The sequence below is a fragment of the Stenotrophomonas sp. SI-NJAU-1 genome, assembly GCF_020883215.1.
GTDB lineage: Bacteria > Pseudomonadota > Gammaproteobacteria > Xanthomonadales > Xanthomonadaceae > Stenotrophomonas > Stenotrophomonas indicatrix.
The window spans coordinates 2,902,494-2,923,837 of record NZ_CP086598.1 but is presented as its reverse complement, the minus strand read 5'-3'; the positions used below and the strand labels follow the sequence as shown (position 1 = coordinate 2,923,837).

Genomic DNA, 21,344 nt, shown 5'->3' with positions numbered 1-21,344 from the left:
GTCAGTGTTTTCCTGTGCAACGGCAAGAGGGGGCGTTGGGAGATTCGGGCACTGGATCGAAGCCGCCGGGATGGAACGGATGGCAGCGGCCCAGCCGTCGCGCCGCCAGCCAGCTGCCGCGCAGCGGGCCGTGCCGGGAGATGGCATCCATGGCGTATTCAGAGCAGCTCGGCACGAAACGGCAGCGAGGCCCCAGCAGGGGGCTGATGAAGCGCTTGTAGAAGCGCAGCAGGGCGATGAGCAGGCGCGAGATCACGCAGTCATCTTAAGCCAGTTGGCATGAAGGCCGCATTTGTGCAGGATGGGTCGTTGGTCGCATGTCGTAGATGGCCTGCGACCGCTAGCGGCACCCCTCCAGGTGCCGGACAGGTTCCGTACCGCGCAAGGCGGTCCGTGTTCGTCGGACCGCACCTTGGACCCGTTGACTCCTGGACTGAATGGAGCGGGCCCCCAAGGTTGCTGCTGCGGGTCGGGTAGGCTATAAAGGCCCGCTTTCCCGGGCCCCGGGGAATCCAAGGAAGAGCGTTTCGTGGCTGCTAAAAAAACTGCAAAGAAGGCCGTCAAGGCCGCCAAGAAAACCGCCAAGCCTGTTGTGAAGAAGTTGGCGGCCAAGCCCGTTGCCAAGAAGCCGGCCAGCAAGCCGGCGACCAAGGCGGCATCCTCACAGCCGGCGGCCAGGAAGGCCACCGCAAAGAAAGCGCCGGTGAAATCCGGCAAGCCGGCAGTGGCGAAGAAGCCCGCTGCGCCGGTCAAGGCCAAACCTGCCGCTGCCAGCAAGAAGGCGCCGGTGGTGAAGAAGGTTGCCAGCAAGGCTGCGCCGGTGAAGAAGGCCGCTGCCAAGCCGGCACCGAAGAAGGCAGCAGCCAAGCCAACGCCGAAGGCGGTGGTGAAGAAGGTTGCCGTCGCGCCTGCTGCCAAGCCGGCAGCAAAGAAGGTGGCGCCTGCCAAGCCGGCACCGGCCAAGAAGGTTGCCAAGAATGTCGCCCCGCCGGCCGCCAAGCCGACGCCGGCCCCTGTAGTGAAGTCCGCACCGAAGCCAGCTGCGAAGCCGGCCCCGGCCAAGTCTGTCCCGGCCAAGACCGCGGCAGTGGCGGCAGCCAAACCGGCCCCCAAGCCGGCCCCGGCCGCCGCTTCTGCAGCATCGACCGCCCCGCAATCCAAGAATCCCGTGCCCGTTTCGAAATCGCCTGCCAAAACCGCCGTGAAATCCGATTCCGCTCCGAAGACCGTGACCCGCCCCGTGGGCAAGGTCGCCGTGGCCGTTGCTGCCCGTTCGACGGCACCTGCGCCGCGCAGCAAGTACAAGGTCGTCGAATACAAGACCGACGAGGCCACTGGCCGCCCGATCCTGCCGGCAGGCTACAAGCCGGCCTCGGACGAGGAGTACATGAGCCCGCTGCAGCAGGAGTACTTCCGTCAGCGCCTGCAGAACTGGCGCGCCGACCTGGTGGAAGAGTCCAAGCAGACCATCGAGAACCTGCGTGAGGAAGTGCGTGACATCGGCGATGAAGCCGAGCGCGCGACCCGCGAAACCGAGAACTCGCTGGAGCTGCGCACCCGTGACCGTTACCGCAAGCTGATCGGCAAGATCGACAGCACCCTCAAGCGCCTGGAAGCAGGCGATTACGGGTATTGCGTGGACACCGGTGAAGAGATCGGCCTGGAGCGCCTTGAAGCGCGCTTGACCGCCGAGCGCACCATCGACGCCCAGGAGCGTTGGGAGCACCTGCAGAAGCAGCAGGGCGACTGATTCCGGTTCGTTGTGATGTCATGCAGAAAGCCCGGCTTCGGCCGGGTTTTTTGTTGGGTGATGGTTGGCTGCGTAGAGCGGCGCCTTGGTTGTTCCGTGAGCGAGCGGGCGGGTCACCCGGGCCAGGACACGCCGTAAACCCATCCCTGGGGGCTCGGCCGCGCCATCCATGGCGCGAACGGTCCTGGCCCGGGTGACCCGCCCGCTCCAGACAGTTCCCGAGTGCGGCCGCTGTAGAGCCGAGCCCACGCTCGGCTCAGGCCGAAGCCGGCGGGTAGGGAAGAGCAAGAGCAAGAGCAAGAGCAAGAGCAAGAGCAAGAGCAAGAGCAAGAGCAAGAGCAAGAGCAAGAGCAAGAGCAAGAGCAGCTAAGCATGGCTTGGCTCTACCAGGAGCGGCCATGCGTATGCTCGCGGCTGTTGGGTCCGCCTTGTAGCGAGCCGAGCACCGCAGGGGAATCAGGGGCGAAGAGGCGCCGCTGTTTGAGCGCAGCGAGTTCGGTGCCGTCCCCTGATTCACCGAGGAGCGCAGGGCACCGGTGCGCAGCACCGGCTCGCGGATGGCGGCGCGTTTCTTTGGTTACTTTCTTTGCGCGCGCAAAGAAAGTGACACCCCGCCGCGGTCGCGGAAAGCGCCCGCCGGGCATGGCCCGGCGCTACCGGCGCGTGTGCGCACGGAAATCCGCTCTATTGCAGATCGCGCAGATTCAATTTCCGCAGCGTCGGGTTCTTCCATGCAGTGACCCCGGCCACGCTCAGCACCGCAAATCCGCCCAGTACCACCGCCGGTACCAGCCCCAGCAACCGGGCCATCGTGCCGGCATAGAACGCGCCCAGTTCGTTGGACGAACTGATGAAGATGCCGTTGATCGACGATACCCGGCCGCGCATCTCTTCCGGCGTGGCCAGCTGCAGGATGGTGGAGCGGATCACCACCGACACGCCGTCGAAGGCGCCGTAGAACAGCAGGATCAACGCCGACAGCCAGAAGTGCTGGGACAGGCCGAAGCCGATCACGCACAGGCCGAAGCCGGCGACCGCGAACAGCAGCACCCGACCGGCATTGCGGTGCAGGGGGTGGCGCGCCAGCCACAGGCCCACGCACACCGAGCCCAGTGCCGGCGCCGCGCGCAGGATGCCCAGGCCCTCCGGGCCGTGATGCAGGATCTCGTGCAGGAACGCCGGCAGCATCGCCACCACACCGCCCAGCAGTACCGAGAACATGTCCAGCGCCATGGCGCCGACCATGATCCGGTTGCCGACCACGAAGCGCGCGCCTTCGGCAATGCTCTTGAAGATCGGGGCGGCTGGGCCGGCATGCACCGGCTCTTCCACCTTCAGCGTGGCCAGGCAGCCCATCGCCACCAGCGCGAAGGCCGTGGCCACCGCATAGGACAGGCTTTTGCCACCGAAGCCGACCAGCACGCCACCCAGGGCCGGGCCGGCGATCATGCCGGCCTGGAACACCACGGCGCCAAGGCCGGCGCCACGGGCGAAGTGCTCGCGTGCCAGCACGCGGGCGAACAACGCGTTGTAGATCGGCGACAGGAAGGCGCGGACCATGCCGGTCAGCGCGATCGCCGCATAGATCGGCCACACGCCCTCAACCGGCAGCCAGCCCTTGGCCACGCTGGTCAGCACCAGCGCGGTGGCGATCAGGCCGGAACAGGCGACCATGCCCAGCTTGCGGCGCGGCAGATGATCCACCAGGTAACCGGCGAACGGGGCCACGCAGAAGAACGGCAGCACCTCGGCCAGGCCGATCAGGCCCAGCGAGAACGGATTGCGGGTGACTTCGTAGATGTGCCAACCGACGGTGACCGCGACCACCTGGTAGGACAGCATCGCGAAGATGCGATACGCCAGCAGCCTGGCGAAACCGGGCCGGGACAGCAGGCCCAGCGCGGTGTCTTCGGCCGTGGCGGGCTCGCTCACGACGGATCGCGCTGCAGCTGGGCCTGCGCGGTCTCACGGATGAACGCCAGCATCGCCGCCACGCCGTTGCTGCGGGTCGGCGACAGGTGGCGGGCCAGGCCGATATCCTGGATATAGCTGGGCTCGGTGGCCAGGATCTCCTGCGCGGAGCGCCCGGAGTACACGCGCAGCGCCAGGAAGATCAGGCCGGAGACGATGGCCGAGTCGCTGATGGCGTGGAAGCGCAGCGACTGCGCGTTGCCTTCCGGCACGATCCAGACCATCGACTGGCAACCGAGCAGGCGGTGCTCTTCGGTCTTCCACGCGTCCGGGAAGGCGGGCAGCTTGCGGCCGAGGTCGATCAGGTACTGGTAGCGCTCTGACCAGTCGCCGAAGAAGCCGAATTCCTCGGCGATGGCCGTCTGTGCCTCGGCGGCGGTGGGTTCAAGCGGGAACGGGGAGTCGATCACAACAGTCTCTACAGTAGGGAGCGTGGCCGGCGGGCCGGCCACGGGGCAGGGCAGGTCAGCCGCGCTTGCGCGACCAGCGCACGCCCTGCGGGGTGTCTTCCAGCACGATGCCTTCGGCGGCCAGCTGGTCGCGGATGGCGTCGGACCGGGCGAAGTCACGCGCCTGCTTGGCCGCCGCGCGTTCATCGATCAAGCCCTGGATACGCGCATCGTCGTCGCTGTCGCCGGCGGCGTTGCCGAACCATTGCGCCGGATCGGCCTGCAGCAGGCCCAGCGCGAGGCCGGCGCCAAGCAGTTCACTCTTCAACCGTGCGCGTTCGCCAGGATCGGTGGCGCGGCGCGCTTCACCGGCGATACGGGCCACTTCGGCCAGCGCCTGCGGCGTATTGAGATCGTCATCCAATGCCGCTTCGATCTCTGCCGGGATCACTGCGGTGGCGGCAACGTCGGCCAGCTCGCGCAGGGTGCCGTACAGGCGGTCGAGGGTGCGGCCGGACTGTTCGATCAGCGCATCGGACCAGTCCAGCGGCTGCCGGTAGTGGGCCGACAGCAACGCCAGGCGCAGCGCCTCGGGGGCATGCCTGCGCACCAGGTCGTGGACGCGCTCGATGTTGCCGATCGACTTGCTCATCTTCGCGCCACCGAAGTTGAGCATGCCGTTGTGCAGCCAGAAGCGCGCGAACACCTTGCCGCCGTGCGCGCACTCGCTCTGTGCGATCTCGTTTTCGTGGTGCGGGAACTGCAGGTCGACGCCGCCGGCATGGATGTCGATGGTCTCGCCCAGGTGCGCGGCGGCCATCGCCGAGCATTCGATGTGCCAGCCCGGACGGCCGCGGCCCCAGGGCGATTCCCAGCCCGGCAGGTCGTCGCTGGACGGCTTCCACAGCACGAAGTCGCCGGGCGCGCGCTTGTAGGGAGCGACCTCGACCCGGGCGCCGGCCAGCATCTCGTCTGGATCGCGGCGCGACAGCTTGCCATAGCCCTCGAAACTGCCAACGGCGAACAGCACGTGGCCCTCGGCGGCGTAGGCATGCCCGCTGCTGACCAGCTGCTCGATCATGGTGATGATCTGCGCCATGTGCGCGGTCACTTCCGGCTCGATGTCCGGCGGCACCACGCCCAGCGCGGCCATGTCTTCACGATAGGCAGCAGCGAAACGGTCGGTGATGGTGCTGATCGGCACGCCCTGCTCGCGCGCGGCGGTGTTGATCTTGTCGTCCACGTCGGTGATGTTGCGGGCGTAGCGCAGCGCACCGAAGCGTCGCCGCAGCAGGTCGGCCAGCACCCCGAACACCACCGGCCCACGGGCGTTGCCGATGTGCACGTAGTTGTAGACCGTCGGGCCGCACACATACAGGGTCGGACAGGCCGGGTCGAGCGGGGTGAACGGTTCGAGCTGGCGAGTCAGGTTGTTGTGCAGGCGCAGGGTCATGGGTCTGTGACTGGGGGACAAGCCTGTGATTTTAGAACGTGTCGGGGCCCTTTGGGGGGCCGTTGCCACCGGGGTGGACGCCAGCGCCGGCCGGGGTGGGGTGGGCAGGAACGACGCGGACGGGTAATGTTCAGCCCCTTGCGGTCACCACTGCCTACACTATTGCCGTGTCCCTGCACCCTTCGCCAATGAAAACCACCGCGTTGCTGACCCTGGCCTGCCTGTCGGCGTTGCCCGCCGTGGTCCTGGCCCAGGAGGCCGAGCCCCGCAACCGGGTGGTGATCGTGGAGAACGTGAAGTTCGACTACGCGCAGGTGCTCAACGTGGAGCCCGTGTTCCAGACCCTGCGTGCCACCCGCACCGAAGAGCACTGCGAGCCGGTCTCGACCCGTACCCTGGCCCCGGTCAACGTCACCGGCGAGGAGCCGGTGGAGGACAAGGGCCGCATCGGCCGCCTCTGGGATTCGGTTCGCTCGATGTTCAAGCGCAGCGACGAGGAGGTGCAGGAGGAGCTGCCGGCCGAAGCCCCCGCCCCGGCGCCGGCCAACACGGGCCCGATGCTGACCCGGGACTGTCGTATCGTGCCCGTCGGACGCGAGTTCCGCCGCCCCATCGCCTATGACGTGGACTATGTCTACAAGGGCACCAAGTACCGTTCACGGCTGCCGGAAGATCCGGGCAACCGGCTGAAGATCCGGGTTTCGATCACCCCCTGGGTGGGCCCGGAGCAGGCTGCTGCCGGCACCCCCTGATTCTGCGACGCCGGCCTCTTGCGCCGGCCCCGGCCGCATGTAAAGATTGCCGACCAATGAAGCTCACCGACTTCCAGCACGACAGCAGCGCCGCCCGCCAGGCCACTGGCATGACGTCGCGTGCCCGTCGACCGGAACCCCACATTCTCGCTGGGTAATCCGGAGCTTTCTGCTGTTCGTCCGAAAAAAACCCAGCCCGCCGGCTGGGTTTTTTCGTTTCCGCGTTCTGAAAGCTTCATCTGCAACCTTTTCGTACCACCCTGGTTTCCGGTTTTCCCTTCCACCTTCCACCGCGTCGACCCTCGGCGCCGCTCATGCAAGGAATGATGATGTCCCCCAAGCACTTCCTGAACACCCAGGACTGGAGCCGCAGCGAACTTGACGCGCTGCTGACCCAGGCTGCGCTGTTCAAGCGCAACAAGCTCGGCGACCAGCTCAAGGGCAAGTCGATCGCGCTGGTGTTCTTCAATCCGTCCATGCGCACCCGCACCAGTTTCGAGCTGGGCGCGTTCCAGCTCGGTGCCCACGCAGTGGTGCTGCAGCCGGGCAAGGATGCATGGCCGATCGAGTTCAACCTCGGCACGGTGATGGACGGCGATACCGAAGAGCACATCGCTGAAGTAGCCAAGGTGCTCGGCCGCTACTGCGACATCATTGCCGTGCGCGCGTTCCCGAAGTTCGTCGACTGGGCCTACGACCGCCAGGACGTCGTGCTCGAGAGTTTCGCCAGATACTCGCCGGTGCCGGTGATCAACATGGAGACCATCACCCATCCGTGCCAGGAACTGGCGCACGTGATGGCCCTGCAGGAGCATTTCGGTACCCAGGACCTGCGTGGCAAGAAGTACGTGCTGACCTGGACCTACCACCCCAAGCCGCTGAACACCGCGGTGGCCAACTCGGCGCTGACCATCGCCACCCGCATGGGCATGGACGTGACGCTGCTGTGCCCGACCGCCGACTACATCCTCGACGAGCGCTACATGGGCTGGGCCGAGCAGAACGTGGCCGAGAGCGGTGGTTCGCTGAAGATCAGCCATGACATCGACAGCGCCTATGCCGGTGCCGACGTGGTCTACGCCAAGAGCTGGGGCGCGCTGCCGTTCTTCGGCAACTGGGAGCCGGAGAAGCCGATCCGCGACCAGTTCAAGCACTTCATCGTCGACGAGCGGAAGATGGCCCTGACCAACAACGGCGTGTTCAGCCACTGCCTGCCGCTGCGCCGCAACGTCAAGGCGACCGACGGCGTGATGGGCTCGCCGCAGTGCATCGCCATCAACGAAGCCGAGAATCGCCTGCATGTGCAGAAGGCGATCATGGCTGCTGTTGCCGGCCGCTGATTTTCGTACGTCGTTCACGCATTCCAGACAATCCGCCGGGCATGGCCCGGCGCTACCAGGACATACCCCCCCATGAGCAACAAAGACGTCGTTCTCGCCTTCTCCGGCGGCCTTGATACCAGCTTCTGCGTGCCGTACCTGCAGGAGCGCGGCTACAACGTGCATACCGTGTTCGCCGATACCGGCGGCGTCGATGACGAAGAGCGCGAGTTCATCGAGAAGCGTGCCGCCGAGCTGGGTGTCACCAGCCACCAGACTGTCGATGGCGGTCCGGCCATCTGGTCCGGCTTCGTCAAGCCGTTCGTGTGGGCCGGCGAGGGCTACCAGGGCCAGTACCCGCTGCTGGTGTCGGACCGTTACCTGATCGTTGATGCCGCGCTCAAGCGCGCTGCCGAACTGGGCACCAACATCATCGCCCACGGCTGCACCGGCATGGGCAACGACCAGGTGCGCTTCGACCTGGCAGTGAAGGCCCTGGGTGACTACCAGATCATCGCGCCGATCCGCGAGATCCAGAAGGAACACACCCAGACCCGCGCCTACGAGCAGAAGTACCTGGAAGAGCGTGGCTTCGGCGTGCGCGCCAAGCAGCAGGCCTACACCATCAACGAGAACCTGCTGGGCCTGACCATGTCCGGCGGCGAGATCGATCGTTGGGAAGCACCGGGCGAGGGCGCCCGTGGCTGGTGCGCACCGCGCGCCGAGTGGCCGGAACAGGCGCTGACCGTCACCCTGAAGTTCGTCGAAGGCGAAGCGGTCGAGCTCGACGGCAAGGCACTGCCGGGCGAGCAGATCCTGGCCCAGCTCAACAAGCTGTTCGCCCCCTACGGCGTCGGCCGTGGCGTGTACACCGGCGACACCGTGATCGGCCTGAAGGGCCGCATTGTGTTCGAGGCACCGGGCCTGGTCTCGCTGCTGGCCGCGCACCGCGCGCTGGAAGATGCGGTGCTGACCAAGCAGCAGAACCGCTTCAAGCCGGACGTGGCCCGCAAGTGGGTGGAGCTGGTGTACGAAGGCTTCTACCACGACCCGCTGAAGACCGACATCGAAGCCTTCCTGAAGTCCTCGCAGGCCAAGGTCAACGGCGAAGTGGTGCTGGAAACCCGTGGCGGCCGCGTCGACGCCGTCGCGGTGAAGTCGCCGCACCTGCTCAACACCAAGGGCGCCACCTATGCGCAGTCGGCCGACTGGGGCGTGGAAGAAGCCGAGGGCTTCATCAAGCTGTTCGGCATGAGCTCCACCCTCTACGCACAGGTCAACCGCTGAGCGGTTGACCACGCATTCCACCTCAACCCCGCGCCGTTGGCGCGCCCCCTTCAACAAGAAGGGGGCTCTCCTCCAGGTGCGTTCCGGTAGCGCCGGGCCATGCCCGGCGGAATTCCACAGGAACTGTTGATTCATGCTTGAACAGACGCTCGATCACCTGCAGGCGCTGGTGTCCTTCGACACCCGCAACCCGCCGCGTGCGATCACCACCGGTGGCATCTTCGATTACCTGCGCGACAACCTGCCCGGGTTCAATGTGGAGGTGATCGACCATGGCGCCGGCGCGGTCAGCCTGTATGCCGTGCGCGGCACGCCGAAGTACCTGTTCAACGTGCATCTGGACACCGTGCCGGACTCGCCGCACTGGAGTGCCGACCCGCACGTGATGCGCCGCCTGGACGACCGCGTGGTCGGCCTCGGCGTGTGTGACATCAAGGGCGCGGCTGCGGCGCTGGTGGCGGCCGCCAATGCCAGTGATGGCGACGCGGCCTTCCTGTTCTCCAGCGATGAAGAAGCCAACGATCCGCGCTGCATCGCGGCGTTCCTGGCCCGGGGCATTGCGTACGAAGCGGTGCTGGTGGCCGAACCGACCATGAGCGAGGCGGTGCTCGCCCATCGTGGCATCAGCTCGGTGCTGATGCAGTTCGCCGGCCGTGCCGGCCATGCGTCGGGCAAGCAGGATGCAGCCGCCAGTGCGCTGCACCAGGCGATGCGCTGGGGCAACCGCGCGCTGGACCATGTCCAATCGCTGGCCTCGGCACGCTTCGGTGGCTTGACCGGCCTGCGCTTCAACATCGGGCGCGTGGAAGGTGGCATCAAGGCCAACATGATCGCACCGGCGGCGGAAGTGCGTTTTGGTTTCCGGCCGCTGCCGTCGATGGATATCGATGCGCTGCTGGCGACCTTCGCCGGCTTCGCCGAACCGGAAGCGGCGCTGTTCACCGAAACCTTCCGTGGCCCCAGCCTGCCGGCAGGGGATATCGCCGAAGCCGAGCACCGCCGCCTGCTGGCGCGCGACGTGGCCGATGCGCTGGACCTGCCGATCGGCAACGCGGTGGACTTCTGGACCGAGGCGTCGCTGTTCTCGGCCGGTGGCTACACCACGATGGTGTTCGGCCCGGGCGACATCGCCCAGGCCCACACCGCCGATGAGTTCGTGACGCTGGAGCAGCTGCAGCGCTACACCGATGCCGTACACCGGATCATCGCCGCCGGCGCCTGATCGACCCACAACGCCGCTGCGCTTCTGCGCGGCGGAACTGCAACGCGGCGACCGCCGCCTGTGACGAAACCGAAATGTCTCCTGCCCTCCAGCCCCACCGCCAGACCCGCCAGACCATCGTGCGCCTGCTCTCGAGCATGGCCAGCGCGAAGGAGATCAGCCAGTACCTCAAGCGCTTTTCGCAGCTGGACGCCAAGCGCTTCGCCGTGGTCAAGGTCGGCGGCGCGGTGCTGCGCGACGATCTCGACGCACTGACCTCCTCGCTGTCGTTCCTGCAGGAAGTCGGCCTGACCCCGATCGTGCTGCACGGCGCCGGCCCGCAGCTGGATGCGGAACTGTCGGCCGCCGGCATTGAAAAGCAGACGGTCAACGGCCTGCGGGTGACCTCGCCGGAAGCGCTGGCGATCGTGCGCCGGGTGTTCCAGCAATCCAACCTGCGCCTGGTCGAAGCGCTGCAGCAGAACGGCGCGCGCGCCACCTCCATCACCGGCGGCGTGTTCGAGGCGGAGTACCTGGGCCTGGACACCTACGGCCTGGTCGGCGAGGTGAAGAAGGTCAACCTGGCGCCGATCGAGGCCAGCCTGCGTGCCGGCTCGATCCCGGTCATCACCAGCCTGGGCGAGACCGCCGGTGGGCAGATCCTCAACGTCAATGCCGACTTCGCCGCCAACGAACTGGTGCAGGAGCTGCAGCCGTACAAGATCATCTTCCTGACCGGTACCGGCGGCCTGCTGGACGAGCAGGGCAGCGTGATCGATTCGATCAACCTGTCCACCGAGTACGACCACCTGATCGCGCAACCGTGGATCCACGGTGGCATGAAGGTGAAGATCGAACAGATCAAGTCCCTGCTGGACCGGTTGCCGCTGGAATCGTCGGTGTCGATCACCCGGCCGGCCGACCTGGCCAAGGAACTGTTCACCCACAAGGGCTCGGGAACGCTGGTGCGCAAGGGCGAGAAGGTGCTGCGTGCAACCGCCTGGAGCGAGCTGGACCTGCCGCGCCTGAAGGGCCTGATCGAATCCAGTTTCGGCCGCACCCTGGTGCCGGACTATTTCGAGAGGACCACGCTGCTGCGCGCGTACGTCAGCGAGAACTACCGCACGGCGGTGATCCTCACCGATGAGGCCGAGGGCGTGTACCTGGACAAGTTCGCCGTGCTCGATGATGCGCAGGGCGAAGGGCTTGGCCGCGCGGTCTGGAACGTGATGCGCGAGGAAACCCCGCAGCTGTTCTGGCGCTCGCGCAACGGCAACCCGATCAACCACTTCTACTACGCCGAGTCCGATGGCTGCTACAAGCAGGGTCATTGGAAGGTGTTCTGGTACGGTGCCGATGGCATTGACCGGATCAGGACCTATGTCGACCACTGCGCGGTGCGTGCGCCGAGCCTGGAGGGCTGAGCGCGATGAACCACGCAGACTGGACCCGGGTACCCACGTTGACCGGCACGCATGCGCGGCTGGAACCGCTGCAGATGAGCCACATCGACGGCCTGCGCGGCGCGTTGGGCGAAGGCGCGCTGTCCAGGCTCTGGTACACCCAGGTGCCCGATGCGAAGGCCATGACCGGCTATGTGCAGGCCGCGCTGCAGGCACAGGCCGAAGGCAAGGTACTGCCGTTCGTGGTGTTCGATGCGAACGACCAGATCGTCGGCACCACCCGTTACTACGATCTGCAACCGGACGTACCGCGGCTGAGCATCGGCTACACCTGGTATGGCGAATCGGTGCAGCGCACCGGGGTCAACTCCGAAACCAAGCTGATGCTGCTCAGCCATGCCTTCGAGCGGCTGGAATGCCTGAGCGTGGTGTTTGAAACCAGCTGGTTCAACTTCACCTCGCGCACCGCGATCGCACGCCTGGGCGCCAAGCAGGATGGCGTGCTGCGCAATCACCGCCGGCATCCCGACGGCACGCCGCGCGACACCGTCATCTTCTCCATCATCGATGCGGAATGGCAGGGCGTGAAACGCCACCTGCAGCACCGCCTCGATTCGCACGCATGAGCACGCACGCATGAGCACTTCCTCCTCGTTCACCGTCGGCATCGTCGGCGCCCGCGGCCATACCGGCGCCGAGCTGATCCGCCTGGTGGCAGCGCATCCGAACCTGCAGCTGGGCTTCGTGTCCTCGCGCGAACTGGCCGGGCAGCGCGTGTCCGACCACTACCCGCAATGGCAGGGCGAACTGCAGTTCGAGAATCTCGACGCCGACGCCGTTGCCGCCAAGGGCGTGGACGCGGTGGTCCTGGCCCTGCCCAACGGCCTGGCCGCGCCGTTCGTGGCGGCGCTGGAAACGGCGAAGCCGGACACGGTGATCGTCGACCTGTCGGCCGACTACCGTTTCGACAACACCTGGTACTACGGCCTGCCCGAGCTTACCCGCAGCCGTTACCGCGGACAGAAGCACATCAGCAACCCCGGCTGCTATGCCACCGCGATGCAGCTGGCGATCCATCCGTTGCTGGATCTGCTGGCTGGCCCGCCGCAGTGCTTCGGTGTGTCCGGCTACTCGGGTGCGGGCACCTCGCCGTCGGACAAGAACAACGTTGAACTGCTGGCCGACAACCTGATGCCGTACGCGCTGACCAACCACGTGCATGAGCGCGAGGTTTCCGTGCAGCTGGGCGTGGCGGTCGAATTCATGCCGCACGTCGCGCCGCATTTCCGTGGCATCACCCTCACCGCCAACCTGTGGTTGAACCGCGTGCAGACCCGCGAGCAGATCGTCGAGCGCTTCCAGCAGGCCTACGCCGGTGAAGCACTCATCGAGGTCGTGGACGAGGCGCCGTGGGTGAGCCGCATCGCTGGCCGCCACGGTGCCCAGGTCGGCGGCTTCACGCTCGCCCCGGGCGGCAAGCGGGTGGTGGTGGTGGCGACCCTGGACAACCTGCTCAAGGGCGCGGCCACCCAGGCCATGCAGAACCTCAATCTTGCGCTGGGCATCGACGAACTGACGTCGATCCCGCACTGAAACCGTACAGGAGCTCCCCATGGCAGACCTTCTTTGGCAGAAGCCAGGCGTCGCTGTCGATGCCCAGATCCAGACCTTCCTCGCCGGCGACGATGTGATCCTCGATCGCGAGTTCTTCCTGCATGACATTGCTGCCAGCGCAGCGCATGCGCAGGGCCTGCAGCACATCGGCATCCTCAGCGCCGACGAACTGGCCGGGTTGCTGCGCGAGCTGGAGGTGCTGGCGCAGGACTTCCGCGAACGCCGCTTCGTGCTGGATACGCAGTATGAGGATGGCCATTCGGCGATCGAGGCACGGTTGACCGAACGCCTGGGTGATGCCGGCCGCAAGATCCACACCGGCCGCAGCCGCAACGACCAGATCCTGGTCGCCACCCGGTTGTGGTTGAAGGAAAAGCTGCAGCGCGTGGCGCAGGTCAGCGCCGAAGTGGCAAAGGTGGCACTTGACCGTGCGCAGGCCGAGCAGCATCTGCCGATACCCGGTTACACCCACATCCAGCGTGCCGTGGTGTCCTCGGCCGGCATGTGGTGGGCCGGTTGGGCCGAAGCCTTCATCGACAACGCCGTGCGTGCCCGCGATACCCATGCACTGGTCGATGCCAATCCGCTTGGCACCGCCGCCGGTTACGGCGTGAACCTGCCGCTGGATCGCGAGCACACCACTGCCGCGCTCGGCTTTGCGCGCATGCAGATTTCGCCGATCTACGCGCAGCTGTCGCGTGGCAAGTTCGAACTGGCTGCGCTGGAAGCGCTGGGCGGTGCCACCCTGGACCTGCGCCGCATTGCCTGGGACCTGTCGCTGTTCACCAGCGCCGAATTCGGTTTCATCGCGTTGCCGGCGCAGTACACCACCGGCAGTTCGATCATGCCCAACAAGCGCAATCCGGACGTGATCGAGCTGATGCGGGCGACCCATGCCAGCGTCGCCGCTGCACGCACCGAAATCGAGCAGCTGCTGTCGCTGCCGTCGGGCTACCACCGCGACCTGCAGTCGTCCAAGGGCGCCATCTTCCACGGCTTCGGGCGCGGCCTGGCCGCGCTTGAACTGCTGCCGGCGCTGCTGGCCAACCTGGAATGGCGCGATGACAAGCTGCGCGCAGCGATCGATTCGGGGATGTATGCCACCGATGTCGCGGTGGAAGCTGCGGTAGCGGGCGTACCGTTCCGCGAGGCCTACAAGGCTGCTGCTGCCGGTGCCGACAGTGCAGGGCAGGGGCGCACGCCGGAAGGCAGCCTTGCGGCGCGCGTGTCGCCGGGTTCGGCGTCGGACCTGCGCCTGGATGAACTGCGCGCGCGCTGGCAGGCGCTGTCCTGATGGCCGGCACCGTCTACCTGGTGCTGGCGATGCGCCTGCCGGGCTTCACCGACGCCGCGGTGCAGCCGCACCGCGACTTCCTTGATGCGTTGCAGGCCGAGGGCCGGCTGCAGCTGACCGGCGGCTTTGCCGACGGCAGCGGTGGCGCCTATGTGCTGTGCAACCTCGACAGCTTGGCGCAGGCGCAGGCCATCGTCGCCACCGATCCGCTGGTGACGATGCAGGCATCGGCGCTGAGCGTCCATGAATGGAATACCCGCTGAGGCTCTCCTGATGACTGTCCACGCCGCCCACGTTGCATCGCCGTTCCCCGAACAAGCGCTGCCGTCGTGGCGGCGCGCCGTGCTCAAGGTCGGCAGCAGCCTGCTGGCCGCCGACGGTGGTGGCCTGTCGCCGCGCCACGCGCTGGGCCTGGCCCAGTTCGTTTCGGCCAACGCGCTGGCCGGGCGCGAGGTCGTCATCGTCTCCTCCGGCGCGGTCGCTGCCGGCCGCGCGATCCTGCCCCGGGCCGATGAACCCGGTGCGGCGATGGCGGCGCGGCAGGCGTTGGCGGCCCTGGGCCAGGCGCAGCTGATCGGTCTGTGGCAGCGCTTCTTCGAGCGCCCGGTGGCGCAGGTGCTGCTGACCCATGACGATCTGCGCAACCGCCGCCGCTATCTCAATGCGCGGGCAACCCTCAACGAGCTGCTGCGGCTGGGCGCGCTGCCGGTGGTCAACGAGAACGACACCGTTTCGGTGGATGAGCTCAAGCTCGGTGACAACGACAACCTGGCCGCGACGGTGGCAGCGCTGGTCGATGCCGATGCACTGTTCATCGCCACCGACATCGACGGTCTCTACAGTGCAGATCCGCGCACGCATGCCGATGCCCGGCCACTGCATGAAGTGGCCGAGTTGAACGATGCCGTGCTGGCGATGGCTGGTGGCGCCGGTTCGGTCGCCGGTACCGGCGGCATGCGCACCAAGCTGGAGGCCGCAGCCAAGGCCGGCCGTGTCGGTATCGAAACCTATCTGTTCAATGGCCGCAGCGGCGAGGTGGTACGCGCGCTGGCGCAGGACCGCCTGTTCGGCACCCGTATCCATGCAGCACGCAGCCGTGAGGCGGCCCGCAAGCACTGGCTGCGCCACGCTCCGCTCGCCGAAGGCGCGATCCTGATCGATGCCGGCGCCGCCCAGGCGATGCGCGAGAAGGGGGCATCGCTGCTGCCCGGTGGCATCACCGGTGCCGACGGCGCGTTCCGGCGCGGTGATATGGTGCAGGTATGCTGGAACACCGACGCCGGCCGGGTGTGCGTGGCCCGTGGTGTAAGCCAGTACGCCGCCGATGACGTGCGCCGCATTGCCGGCCGCCACACCCGCGACATCCAGACCGTGCTCGGCTACAACTACGGCGGTACCGTCGTCCATCGCGACGATCTGGTGCTGCCATGAACCCACTGCAGGATATGCCGATGAGTGAGATCGAATCGCAGGCCCGTGCCTGCCGCGACGCGGCCCAGGTGGTTGCCGGCCTGGACAGTGATGCGCGCAGGGCACTGCTGCAGGCGATGGCGCAGGCGCTGGAGGTCAATGCCGGACAGATTCTTGCAGGCAATGCACGCGACCTGGCCGCCGCCCGCGACAAAGGCGTGGGCAGCGCGATGCTCGACCGCCTGGCACTGGATCCGGCGCGCCTGCTGGCGATGGCCGACGCCGTGCGCGAGGTGGCCGGCCTGCCGGAGCCGGTCGGGCAGGTGACCCGCGACGACGTGCGTCCGAACGGCATCCGCGTGCAGAAGGTGCGCGTGCCGCTGGGAGTGATCGCGATGATCTACGAAGCTCGCCCGAACGTGACCGCCGAAGCCGCCGCGCTGTGCCTGAAGGCGGGCAACGGCGTGATCCTGCGTGGCGGCTCGGAGGCGATCCATTCCAATACCGCCATCGCCCAGACGTTGGCGGGGGCATTGAAGGCCAACGGCGTGCCCCCTGCCGCTGTGACGGTGCTGACCGACCTGCGTCGCGAAGCAATGCTGGAACTGCTGCAGCTGCACGAACTGATCGACCTGGCCATCCCGCGCGGTGGCGAAGGCCTGATCCGCTTCGTCGCCGAGCACGCACGGGTACCGGTGATCAAGCACTACAAGGGCGTCTGCCACCTGTTCGTCGATGCCAGTGCCGATCTCGACAAGGCAGTCGATCTGCTGGTGGACGGCAAGTGCAGTCGCCCGTCCGCGTGCAATTCACTGGAAACCCTGCTGGTGCACCGGGACATTGCCGCAGCGTTCCTGCCGCGTGCTGCTCAGGCGCTGGCCGAACGTGGCGTGCAGCTGCGCGCAGACGAGCGCGCGCAGCCGTTGCTGCCGGGAAGTACCGCGGCCAGCGAAGACGACTATGCCGCCGAATTCCTTGATCTGGTACTGGCGGTCCGCGTGGTCGACGATCTTGATGCAGCGATCGCGCACATCCGCACCTATACCTCCGACCACACCGAAGTGATCGCCACTGAAGACGTAGCCAGTGCCGAGCGTTTCGTCAGCGCATTGCGCTCGGCGGTGGTGATGGTCAACGCGTCTTCGCGTTTTTCCGATGGTGGCCAGCTTGGCCTCGGCAGCGAGATCGGCATCTCCACCACGCGCCTGCACGCCTATGGCCCGATGGGGCTGGAAGCGCTGACAGTCGAACGGTTCGTGGTGCGCGGCGAAGGCCAGGTCCGAAGGTAGGGTCACAGCCGGGCTGCGCCCGGCACCCGCAGAGGCCACGGCAGCAGCCGAAGCAACAGCAACGGCAACAGCCGAAGCAACAGCGGGGTTCCTGCGGGATGGCGGGGTGGGTCCGGTTGCGGGGGACGCCGTGAACCCGTCCATGGGGGCTTGGCCGCGGCATCCATGCCGCGGACACCCCCGCAACCGGACCCACCCCGCCTTCGACAGATCTCCGCAATCTGTCGGGATGGCATGACTTGCTCTTGGTGGGTGTCGACCCTGGTCGACACGTAGATCCACGCCATGCGTGGATGCTCTTTGATGAATTGTCGACTATTCGATTTCGATGGAGATTCATCCACGCATGGCGTGGATCTACCAGATTGCGGAAATCTGTCAGAGGTGGGGCGGTGTGGGTAGGCAGGACCGTTGGCGCCATGGATGGCGCCATCGAGCCCCCATGGATGGGTTTACGGCGTGTCCTGCCTGCCCATACCGCCCCGCCATCCCACTGACTGCCAGCTGTTGCTGTTGCTTCGGCCTCTGCGGGTGCCGGGCGCCGCCCGGCCGAACCCCCGTTACCTCAACAGCTGCGCGGTCATGCCCAGCGGCCGTGCATGCTCATCCATGTGCAGGGTGATGGCCTTGGCACCAAACATCTGTTCGGCAAGCTGATCGCTGGCCCCCAGCGAATGGGCGATCTCCGCACGGCTCGCGTCCTCGTGCGGGCCGCGCCGTTCCTTGCCGGCAAAGCGGTAGCGGTTGTACTCGGCCCAGGCGATCAGCAGCAGCGCACAGCACGCCAGGATCACCGGCAGGGCGATGACCACGAACGGGTCAAGATGCTGCTTGCGCTCGTACAGCTGCAGCCACGCCAGCTGCCCACCGAGCAACCAGGACACCAGCGTGACCAGCGGTGCCCACAGGTAGAAGTAGAAGCCCCAGAACGCCAGGGTCACAAAGCCCCAGGCAGTGCGCTGCAGGCGGGGCTGCTTGCGCGGCTTCTGGATCAGCCGCGAGTCGAAGCGGTTGGACGGCGTCCTGGCGCTCGTCTGGCGATGTGCGTTCATCGGATACCTCTGTCTGGGCTGACCCAGGTGGCACGCTTGCCACGCCGCCGGAGAAGGGTCTTCGGCAGCGCTACCAGCGTGGTGAACAGGCTGATCAACCAGTACGCCATCGGGTACCAGATGACCCAGAAATAGTTGCGGCCGATATGTGTTTCGTAACGCCTGTCGATGATCAGGCTGCTGGCGAACTGCAGCAGGCAGACCAGGGCCAGGATCACGCCATGCCATTGCGGCAGCAACGTGTCGATGTACAGCGACGGCGGCATCGGGATGAACTTGCCCACTGCCCACAGCAGGATGATCACCAGCATGGTGTAGGCCCACAGCACGCTGAGGATGTATTCCAGCAGCACGCCCCACATCCGCCGCTTGCGCCAGCTGAACAACGAGGAGCCGTGGCGCAGCAGGACTTCCACGCCGCCCTGTGCCCAGCGCAGTCGCTGCCGCCACAGGCCCTTCAGCGTTTCCGGCATCAGGATGAAGCACAGTGCGTTGGGCTCGTAGCGGATGTCCCAGTGATCCAGCTGCAGCCGCCAGCTGATGTCGATGTCCTCGGTGACCATGTCATCGGCCCAGTAGCCGATGCGATGCAGGGCGGTGCGACGGAACGCGGCAATGACGCCGGACACGGTGAAGATGCGGCCGTACACGCGTTGGGCGCGCTTGATCATGCCGATGATCGAGGAGAACTCCGCCACCTGCAGGCGGCCGAGCAGGGTGGAGCGGTTGCGGATGCGCGGGTTGCCGGTCACCGCACCCACCCGTGGGCCGCTGGTCAGGTGCCAGACCATCCAGTGCATGGCGAATTCTTCCAGCATGGCATCGCCATCGATGCACACCAGGTACTCCGATCTGGCGGCCAGCGCGCCCATGCGCAACGCGTTGGCCTTGCCCAGGTTGCGGTCCAGATGGACCACGCGCAGACGCGGATGCAGCGCTGCAAGCGCGTCCAGGCGGGTGCCGGTATCGTCGGTGCTGCCATCGTTGATGGCGATCACCTCAAAGTCCGGGTAGCGCTGGGCCAGTGCCGCGCCGAGGGTGTCGTCCAGGTTCGCCGATTCGTTGTGGCACGGGATCAGCAGGCTGGCGAACGGATACTCCGCCATCGGTGGTGGGTCGTTGCGCGGCCGCGACTTCCGCTCACGGCGGAAGAAGTAGTACAGGCCCCCGGACATCCAGAAGAACGCCATCACCATGGGGTAGAAGAAGGCGAACTGGAACATGGCGTTGAGCCACGGATTCATGTCCATGTCACTTCTCCGGGTACGGGAAGTTGCGCGCGGACATCGCCGCGCGTGCATCCTGGGTCGACGGCTTGTCGGCAATGAAATCGTCCGGGTACCACGCGAAATGGCGCACGCCCTGTGCCTGCAGGCGGCGGATCTGCGCGCGCAGCTGTTCTCCGCTGATCGGCCGCTGCGTGCGCCAGTCCACGGTCTGCAGCTCGAACATCGTGTGCTTCAGCTCGGGGTCGTGCGCACGCACGGCCACCACCAGCTTGTCCAGCCAACGCTGTGGGCGGCGGCTGCCTTCCATCCATGGCATCGCCATCAGCGCGGTGCGGTCGTAGGCCTTGTTGAACAGGTCCAGGCGCTGGGCGAACCATGCCGCGCTCTGCGGCTCCAGCACCGGCTGCGCGTACAGGTTGCGCACGGTGCCCAGCTTGGGGCGCCAGCGTTGTGCGCTGTCACGCAGTTCCAGGGTGAAATCGATCAGCGCCTGGGTGCGGCCGCCGTCGCTGCCTTCCTGCGGCAGCTGGGCCAGCTCGGTATCGCGCACGTAGCCGTCATCGTGGAACAGCAGGCCTTCGAAATACGAATTGATCGCCAGGTCTTCGTAGATGTCCTTGATGATCTGTCGTGCCTGCGGCTTGGTGAAATCCAGGCGGTACATGCCATCGCGTTCCGGGCTCTGGATGCCCAGCGCCGCACGCTGCGCAGCGTCGGGCAGTTCATAGCCCAGCACCGGCAACCACGCATACACCTTCACCCCGGCACGGGTTTTCAGCTGCCAGGCGACGCGGTTGAACAGGTCCGCGCGCATCGGCAGGTGGCGGTTCGGGAAGTACAGGGCAACGGCGGTGTTGTTGCCGTCAGGATCGGCGAAGGCCTGCAGGTAGACATGAGTCGGGCCGATCCGCTTCACCCGCTCGATCAGCGCATCCAGGTTGCGCGCCTGCTGTGCAGGGTCGCTGTCGTAGACCGAGTCCATGTCGATCTGCAGTGCGCGGGTGCCGTCCAGATTGACGTTGCGACGAAGCTCATAGGCCAGCGACGTGATGTTCGGGTTGCTGGTCACCAGCAGGCGTGCCAGGCCATGCAGGTCGGCAGTCACCGGCGTGCTGCGTCCTTCCAGGTCGAAGGACACCGGCATGCCCAGTTGCTCGGCGATGTCGTTGCTCAACTGGTTGTAGGCGGCGTAGGGCCAGACGATCGCTTTCGGGCGTACACCCAGTTCCTTCTCGATGCGCTGCACGCTGCGGCCGAGATCGTCGCGCAGGCGCTTCTCGTACTCCTGCGCGCTTTCATAGCGCTGCGCCTTGGGGTCGTAGATGCGGGTGATCACCGCCGGGGTCTGGTTGCCCTGCGGGTTGGACTGCACGCCGTGGTGCAGGTTGTCGGTATGGCTGGCCAGTTCGATCAGGCCGCTGGCCTGCATTTCGCGCAGCTGGTCCCAGGTCAGGAAGTCGTCATGGCCGAAGGGACGGTAGCCGTAGTCGATGGTGCGGCCCGGTGCCATGTCCACGTAGTCGGTGATCACCGCCACCAGCGCCGGATAGTTGTACGCGCGCAGCAGCGGATAGACGCGGCTGTACACGCTGCGCAGGCCGTCGTCGAAGGTCAGCAGCACCGGCCGCGGCGGCAGCGTTGCTTCGCCGCGCGAGGCCTTGATCAGCTGTGACAGCGAGACCGGGTGATAGCCGTGGGCGGACAGCCAGTCCAGGTGTGCGGCGAAGTTCTGCGTGCTGACCGCGTAGGCGTCGCCGTCGGATTTTTCCAGCACATCATCGCGCACGTCGTGGTAGCTGAGGACCAGCAGGCCGTTGTCGGCCGCGTCCAGTTCCGCGGCCGAGCTGGCGCGCTGGGCAGCGGCGGGCAGGGCGAGGGCCAGCAGCGCCAGCAGCAGTACGGTCGTCAGGTTGCGAAGCATCCGTTCCATC

At 66.5% G+C, this 21,344-nt stretch carries 19 protein-coding genes; 12 read left to right on the top strand and 7 right to left on the bottom strand.

Going from position 1 to position 21,344, the window contains the following annotated elements; translation table 11 throughout:
- Nucleotide 1 precedes the first annotated feature (1 nt).
- A complete protein-coding gene (yidD, locus tag LMF57_RS13445) occupies nucleotides 2-256 on the bottom strand; it encodes a membrane protein insertion efficiency factor YidD (RefSeq protein WP_014037867.1) in 255 nt (84 codons plus the stop codon).
- A gap of 273 nt (nucleotides 257-529) precedes the next feature.
- Here yidD and dksA point away from each other — a divergent pair, with 273 nt between their 5' ends.
- Nucleotides 530-1,750, top strand: a complete 1,221-nt coding sequence (gene dksA / locus LMF57_RS13440; protein ID WP_140226448.1) for an RNA polymerase-binding protein DksA — start codon at nucleotides 530-532, stop codon at nucleotides 1,748-1,750.
- Nucleotides 1,751-2,434: 684 nt separating this feature from the next.
- On the opposite strand, the gene LMF57_RS13435 is transcribed toward dksA, so the two are convergent.
- Genes LMF57_RS13435 through cysS form a run of 3 tightly spaced genes read right to left on the bottom strand, consistent with a single transcriptional unit; the run spans nucleotide 2,435 to nucleotide 5,563 of the window.
- Nucleotides 2,435-3,682: an MFS transporter gene (locus LMF57_RS13435; RefSeq protein WP_229290033.1), complete on the bottom strand. Its 1,248-nt coding sequence runs from the start codon at nucleotides 3,680-3,682 to the stop codon at nucleotides 2,435-2,437.
- Nucleotides 3,679-4,131 (bottom strand): SufE family protein, encoded by a 453-nt coding sequence (locus LMF57_RS13430; protein WP_093820487.1) that lies wholly within the window; start codon nucleotides 4,129-4,131, stop codon nucleotides 3,679-3,681. Before LMF57_RS13430 ends, LMF57_RS13435 begins: the two co-directional genes overlap by 4 nt.
- A gap of 55 nt (nucleotides 4,132-4,186) precedes the next feature.
- Nucleotides 4,187-5,563 carry a cysteine--tRNA ligase gene (gene cysS, locus LMF57_RS13425; RefSeq protein WP_025876418.1) on the bottom strand — a complete coding sequence of 459 codons (1,377 nt, stop codon included), beginning with the start codon at nucleotides 5,561-5,563 and terminating at the stop codon, nucleotides 4,187-4,189.
- Between the two features lie 188 nt (nucleotides 5,564-5,751).
- On the opposite strand from cysS, the gene LMF57_RS13420 reads away from it, so the two are divergent.
- From LMF57_RS13420 to LMF57_RS13370, 11 genes are all read left to right on the top strand, one after another.
- On the top strand, nucleotides 5,752-6,315 hold the full coding sequence (locus LMF57_RS13420) for a hypothetical protein (RefSeq protein ID WP_117310862.1): 564 nt from the start codon (nucleotides 5,752-5,754) through the stop codon (nucleotides 6,313-6,315).
- Between the two features lie 329 nt (nucleotides 6,316-6,644).
- Nucleotides 6,645-7,655 (top strand): N-acetylornithine carbamoyltransferase, encoded by a 1,011-nt coding sequence (locus LMF57_RS13415; protein ID WP_229290032.1) that lies wholly within the window; start codon nucleotides 6,645-6,647, stop codon nucleotides 7,653-7,655.
- A gap of 72 nt (nucleotides 7,656-7,727) precedes the next feature.
- Nucleotides 7,728-8,921, top strand: coding sequence for an argininosuccinate synthase (locus LMF57_RS13410; protein ID WP_208082387.1), 1,194 nt, complete (start codon nucleotides 7,728-7,730; stop codon nucleotides 8,919-8,921).
- A gap of 133 nt (nucleotides 8,922-9,054) precedes the next feature.
- Nucleotides 9,055-10,143: an acetylornithine deacetylase gene (locus LMF57_RS13405; RefSeq protein WP_025876425.1), complete on the top strand. Its 1,089-nt coding sequence runs from the start codon at nucleotides 9,055-9,057 to the stop codon at nucleotides 10,141-10,143.
- Nucleotides 10,144-10,217: 74 nt separating this feature from the next.
- On the top strand, nucleotides 10,218-11,546 hold the full coding sequence (locus LMF57_RS13400) for an acetylglutamate kinase (protein WP_025876427.1): 1,329 nt from the start codon (nucleotides 10,218-10,220) through the stop codon (nucleotides 11,544-11,546).
- A gap of 5 nt (nucleotides 11,547-11,551) precedes the next feature.
- Nucleotides 11,552-12,151 (top strand): GNAT family protein, encoded by a 600-nt coding sequence (locus tag LMF57_RS13395; protein WP_025876429.1) that lies wholly within the window; start codon nucleotides 11,552-11,554, stop codon nucleotides 12,149-12,151.
- A gap of 10 nt (nucleotides 12,152-12,161) precedes the next feature.
- Complete coding sequence (argC, locus tag LMF57_RS13390) at nucleotides 12,162-13,118, top strand: N-acetyl-gamma-glutamyl-phosphate reductase (protein WP_032978728.1); 957 nt, start codon at nucleotides 12,162-12,164, stop codon at nucleotides 13,116-13,118.
- Nucleotides 13,119-13,137: 19 nt separating this feature from the next.
- A complete protein-coding gene (gene argH / locus LMF57_RS13385; protein WP_229290031.1) occupies nucleotides 13,138-14,433 on the top strand; it encodes an argininosuccinate lyase in 1,296 nt (431 codons plus the stop codon).
- Nucleotides 14,433-14,696, top strand: a complete 264-nt coding sequence (locus LMF57_RS13380) for a YciI family protein (RefSeq protein WP_093820475.1) — start codon at nucleotides 14,433-14,435, stop codon at nucleotides 14,694-14,696. Before argH ends, LMF57_RS13380 begins: the two co-directional genes overlap by 1 nt.
- Before the next feature lie 10 nt (nucleotides 14,697-14,706).
- Nucleotides 14,707-15,864 carry a glutamate 5-kinase gene (proB, locus tag LMF57_RS13375; protein ID WP_229290030.1) on the top strand — a complete coding sequence of 386 codons (1,158 nt, stop codon included), beginning with the start codon at nucleotides 14,707-14,709 and terminating at the stop codon, nucleotides 15,862-15,864.
- A complete protein-coding gene (locus LMF57_RS13370; RefSeq protein ID WP_229290029.1) occupies nucleotides 15,861-17,132 on the top strand; it encodes a glutamate-5-semialdehyde dehydrogenase in 1,272 nt (423 codons plus the stop codon). The genes proB and LMF57_RS13370 overlap by 4 nt, the downstream gene beginning before the upstream one ends.
- Before the next feature lie 560 nt (nucleotides 17,133-17,692).
- Here the strand turns inward: LMF57_RS13370 and pgaD are convergent.
- Genes pgaD through pgaB form a run of 3 tightly spaced genes read right to left on the bottom strand, consistent with a single transcriptional unit; the run spans nucleotide 17,693 to nucleotide 21,343 of the window.
- The gene (gene pgaD / locus LMF57_RS13365) at nucleotides 17,693-18,184 is read right to left on the bottom strand and encodes a poly-beta-1,6-N-acetyl-D-glucosamine biosynthesis protein PgaD (RefSeq protein ID WP_208082391.1); all 492 of its coding nucleotides are present in this window, start codon (nucleotides 18,182-18,184) and stop codon (nucleotides 17,693-17,695) included.
- The gene (gene pgaC, locus LMF57_RS13360) at nucleotides 18,181-19,434 is read right to left on the bottom strand and encodes a poly-beta-1,6-N-acetyl-D-glucosamine synthase (protein WP_025876444.1); all 1,254 of its coding nucleotides are present in this window, start codon (nucleotides 19,432-19,434) and stop codon (nucleotides 18,181-18,183) included. Before pgaC ends, pgaD begins: the two co-directional genes overlap by 4 nt.
- A 1-nt stretch (nucleotide 19,435) precedes the next feature.
- Complete coding sequence (gene pgaB / locus LMF57_RS13355) at nucleotides 19,436-21,343, bottom strand: poly-beta-1,6-N-acetyl-D-glucosamine N-deacetylase PgaB (RefSeq protein ID WP_229290028.1); 1,908 nt, start codon at nucleotides 21,341-21,343, stop codon at nucleotides 19,436-19,438.
- Nucleotide 21,344 lies beyond the last annotated feature (1 nt).

Bases quoted from the DNA above. Each gene is read 5' to 3' on its own strand.
- cysS (WP_025876418.1), bottom strand. From the start codon at position 5,563: ATGACCCTGCGCCTGCACAACAACCTGACTCGCCAGCTCGAACCGTTC.
- LMF57_RS13420 (WP_117310862.1), top strand. From the start codon at position 5,752: ATGAAAACCACCGCGTTGCTGACCCTGGCCTGCCTGTCGGCGTTGCCC.
- LMF57_RS13415 (WP_229290032.1), top strand. From the start codon at position 6,645: ATGTCCCCCAAGCACTTCCTGAACACCCAGGACTGGAGCCGCAGCGAA.
- LMF57_RS13410 (WP_208082387.1), top strand. From the start codon at position 7,728: ATGAGCAACAAAGACGTCGTTCTCGCCTTCTCCGGCGGCCTTGATACC.
- LMF57_RS13405 (WP_025876425.1), top strand. From the start codon at position 9,055: ATGCTTGAACAGACGCTCGATCACCTGCAGGCGCTGGTGTCCTTCGAC.
- LMF57_RS13400 (WP_025876427.1), top strand. From the start codon at position 10,218: ATGTCTCCTGCCCTCCAGCCCCACCGCCAGACCCGCCAGACCATCGTG.
- LMF57_RS13395 (WP_025876429.1), top strand. From the start codon at position 11,552: ATGAACCACGCAGACTGGACCCGGGTACCCACGTTGACCGGCACGCAT.
- argC (WP_032978728.1), top strand. From the start codon at position 12,162: ATGAGCACTTCCTCCTCGTTCACCGTCGGCATCGTCGGCGCCCGCGGC.
- argH (WP_229290031.1), top strand. From the start codon at position 13,138: ATGGCAGACCTTCTTTGGCAGAAGCCAGGCGTCGCTGTCGATGCCCAG.
- LMF57_RS13380 (WP_093820475.1), top strand. From the start codon at position 14,433: ATGGCCGGCACCGTCTACCTGGTGCTGGCGATGCGCCTGCCGGGCTTC.
- proB (WP_229290030.1), top strand. From the start codon at position 14,707: ATGACTGTCCACGCCGCCCACGTTGCATCGCCGTTCCCCGAACAAGCG.
- LMF57_RS13370 (WP_229290029.1), top strand. From the start codon at position 15,861: ATGAACCCACTGCAGGATATGCCGATGAGTGAGATCGAATCGCAGGCC.
- pgaD (WP_208082391.1), bottom strand. From the start codon at position 18,184: ATGAACGCACATCGCCAGACGAGCGCCAGGACGCCGTCCAACCGCTTC.
- pgaC (WP_025876444.1), bottom strand. From the start codon at position 19,434: ATGGACATGAATCCGTGGCTCAACGCCATGTTCCAGTTCGCCTTCTTC.
- pgaB (WP_229290028.1), bottom strand. From the start codon at position 21,343: ATGGAACGGATGCTTCGCAACCTGACGACCGTACTGCTGCTGGCGCTG.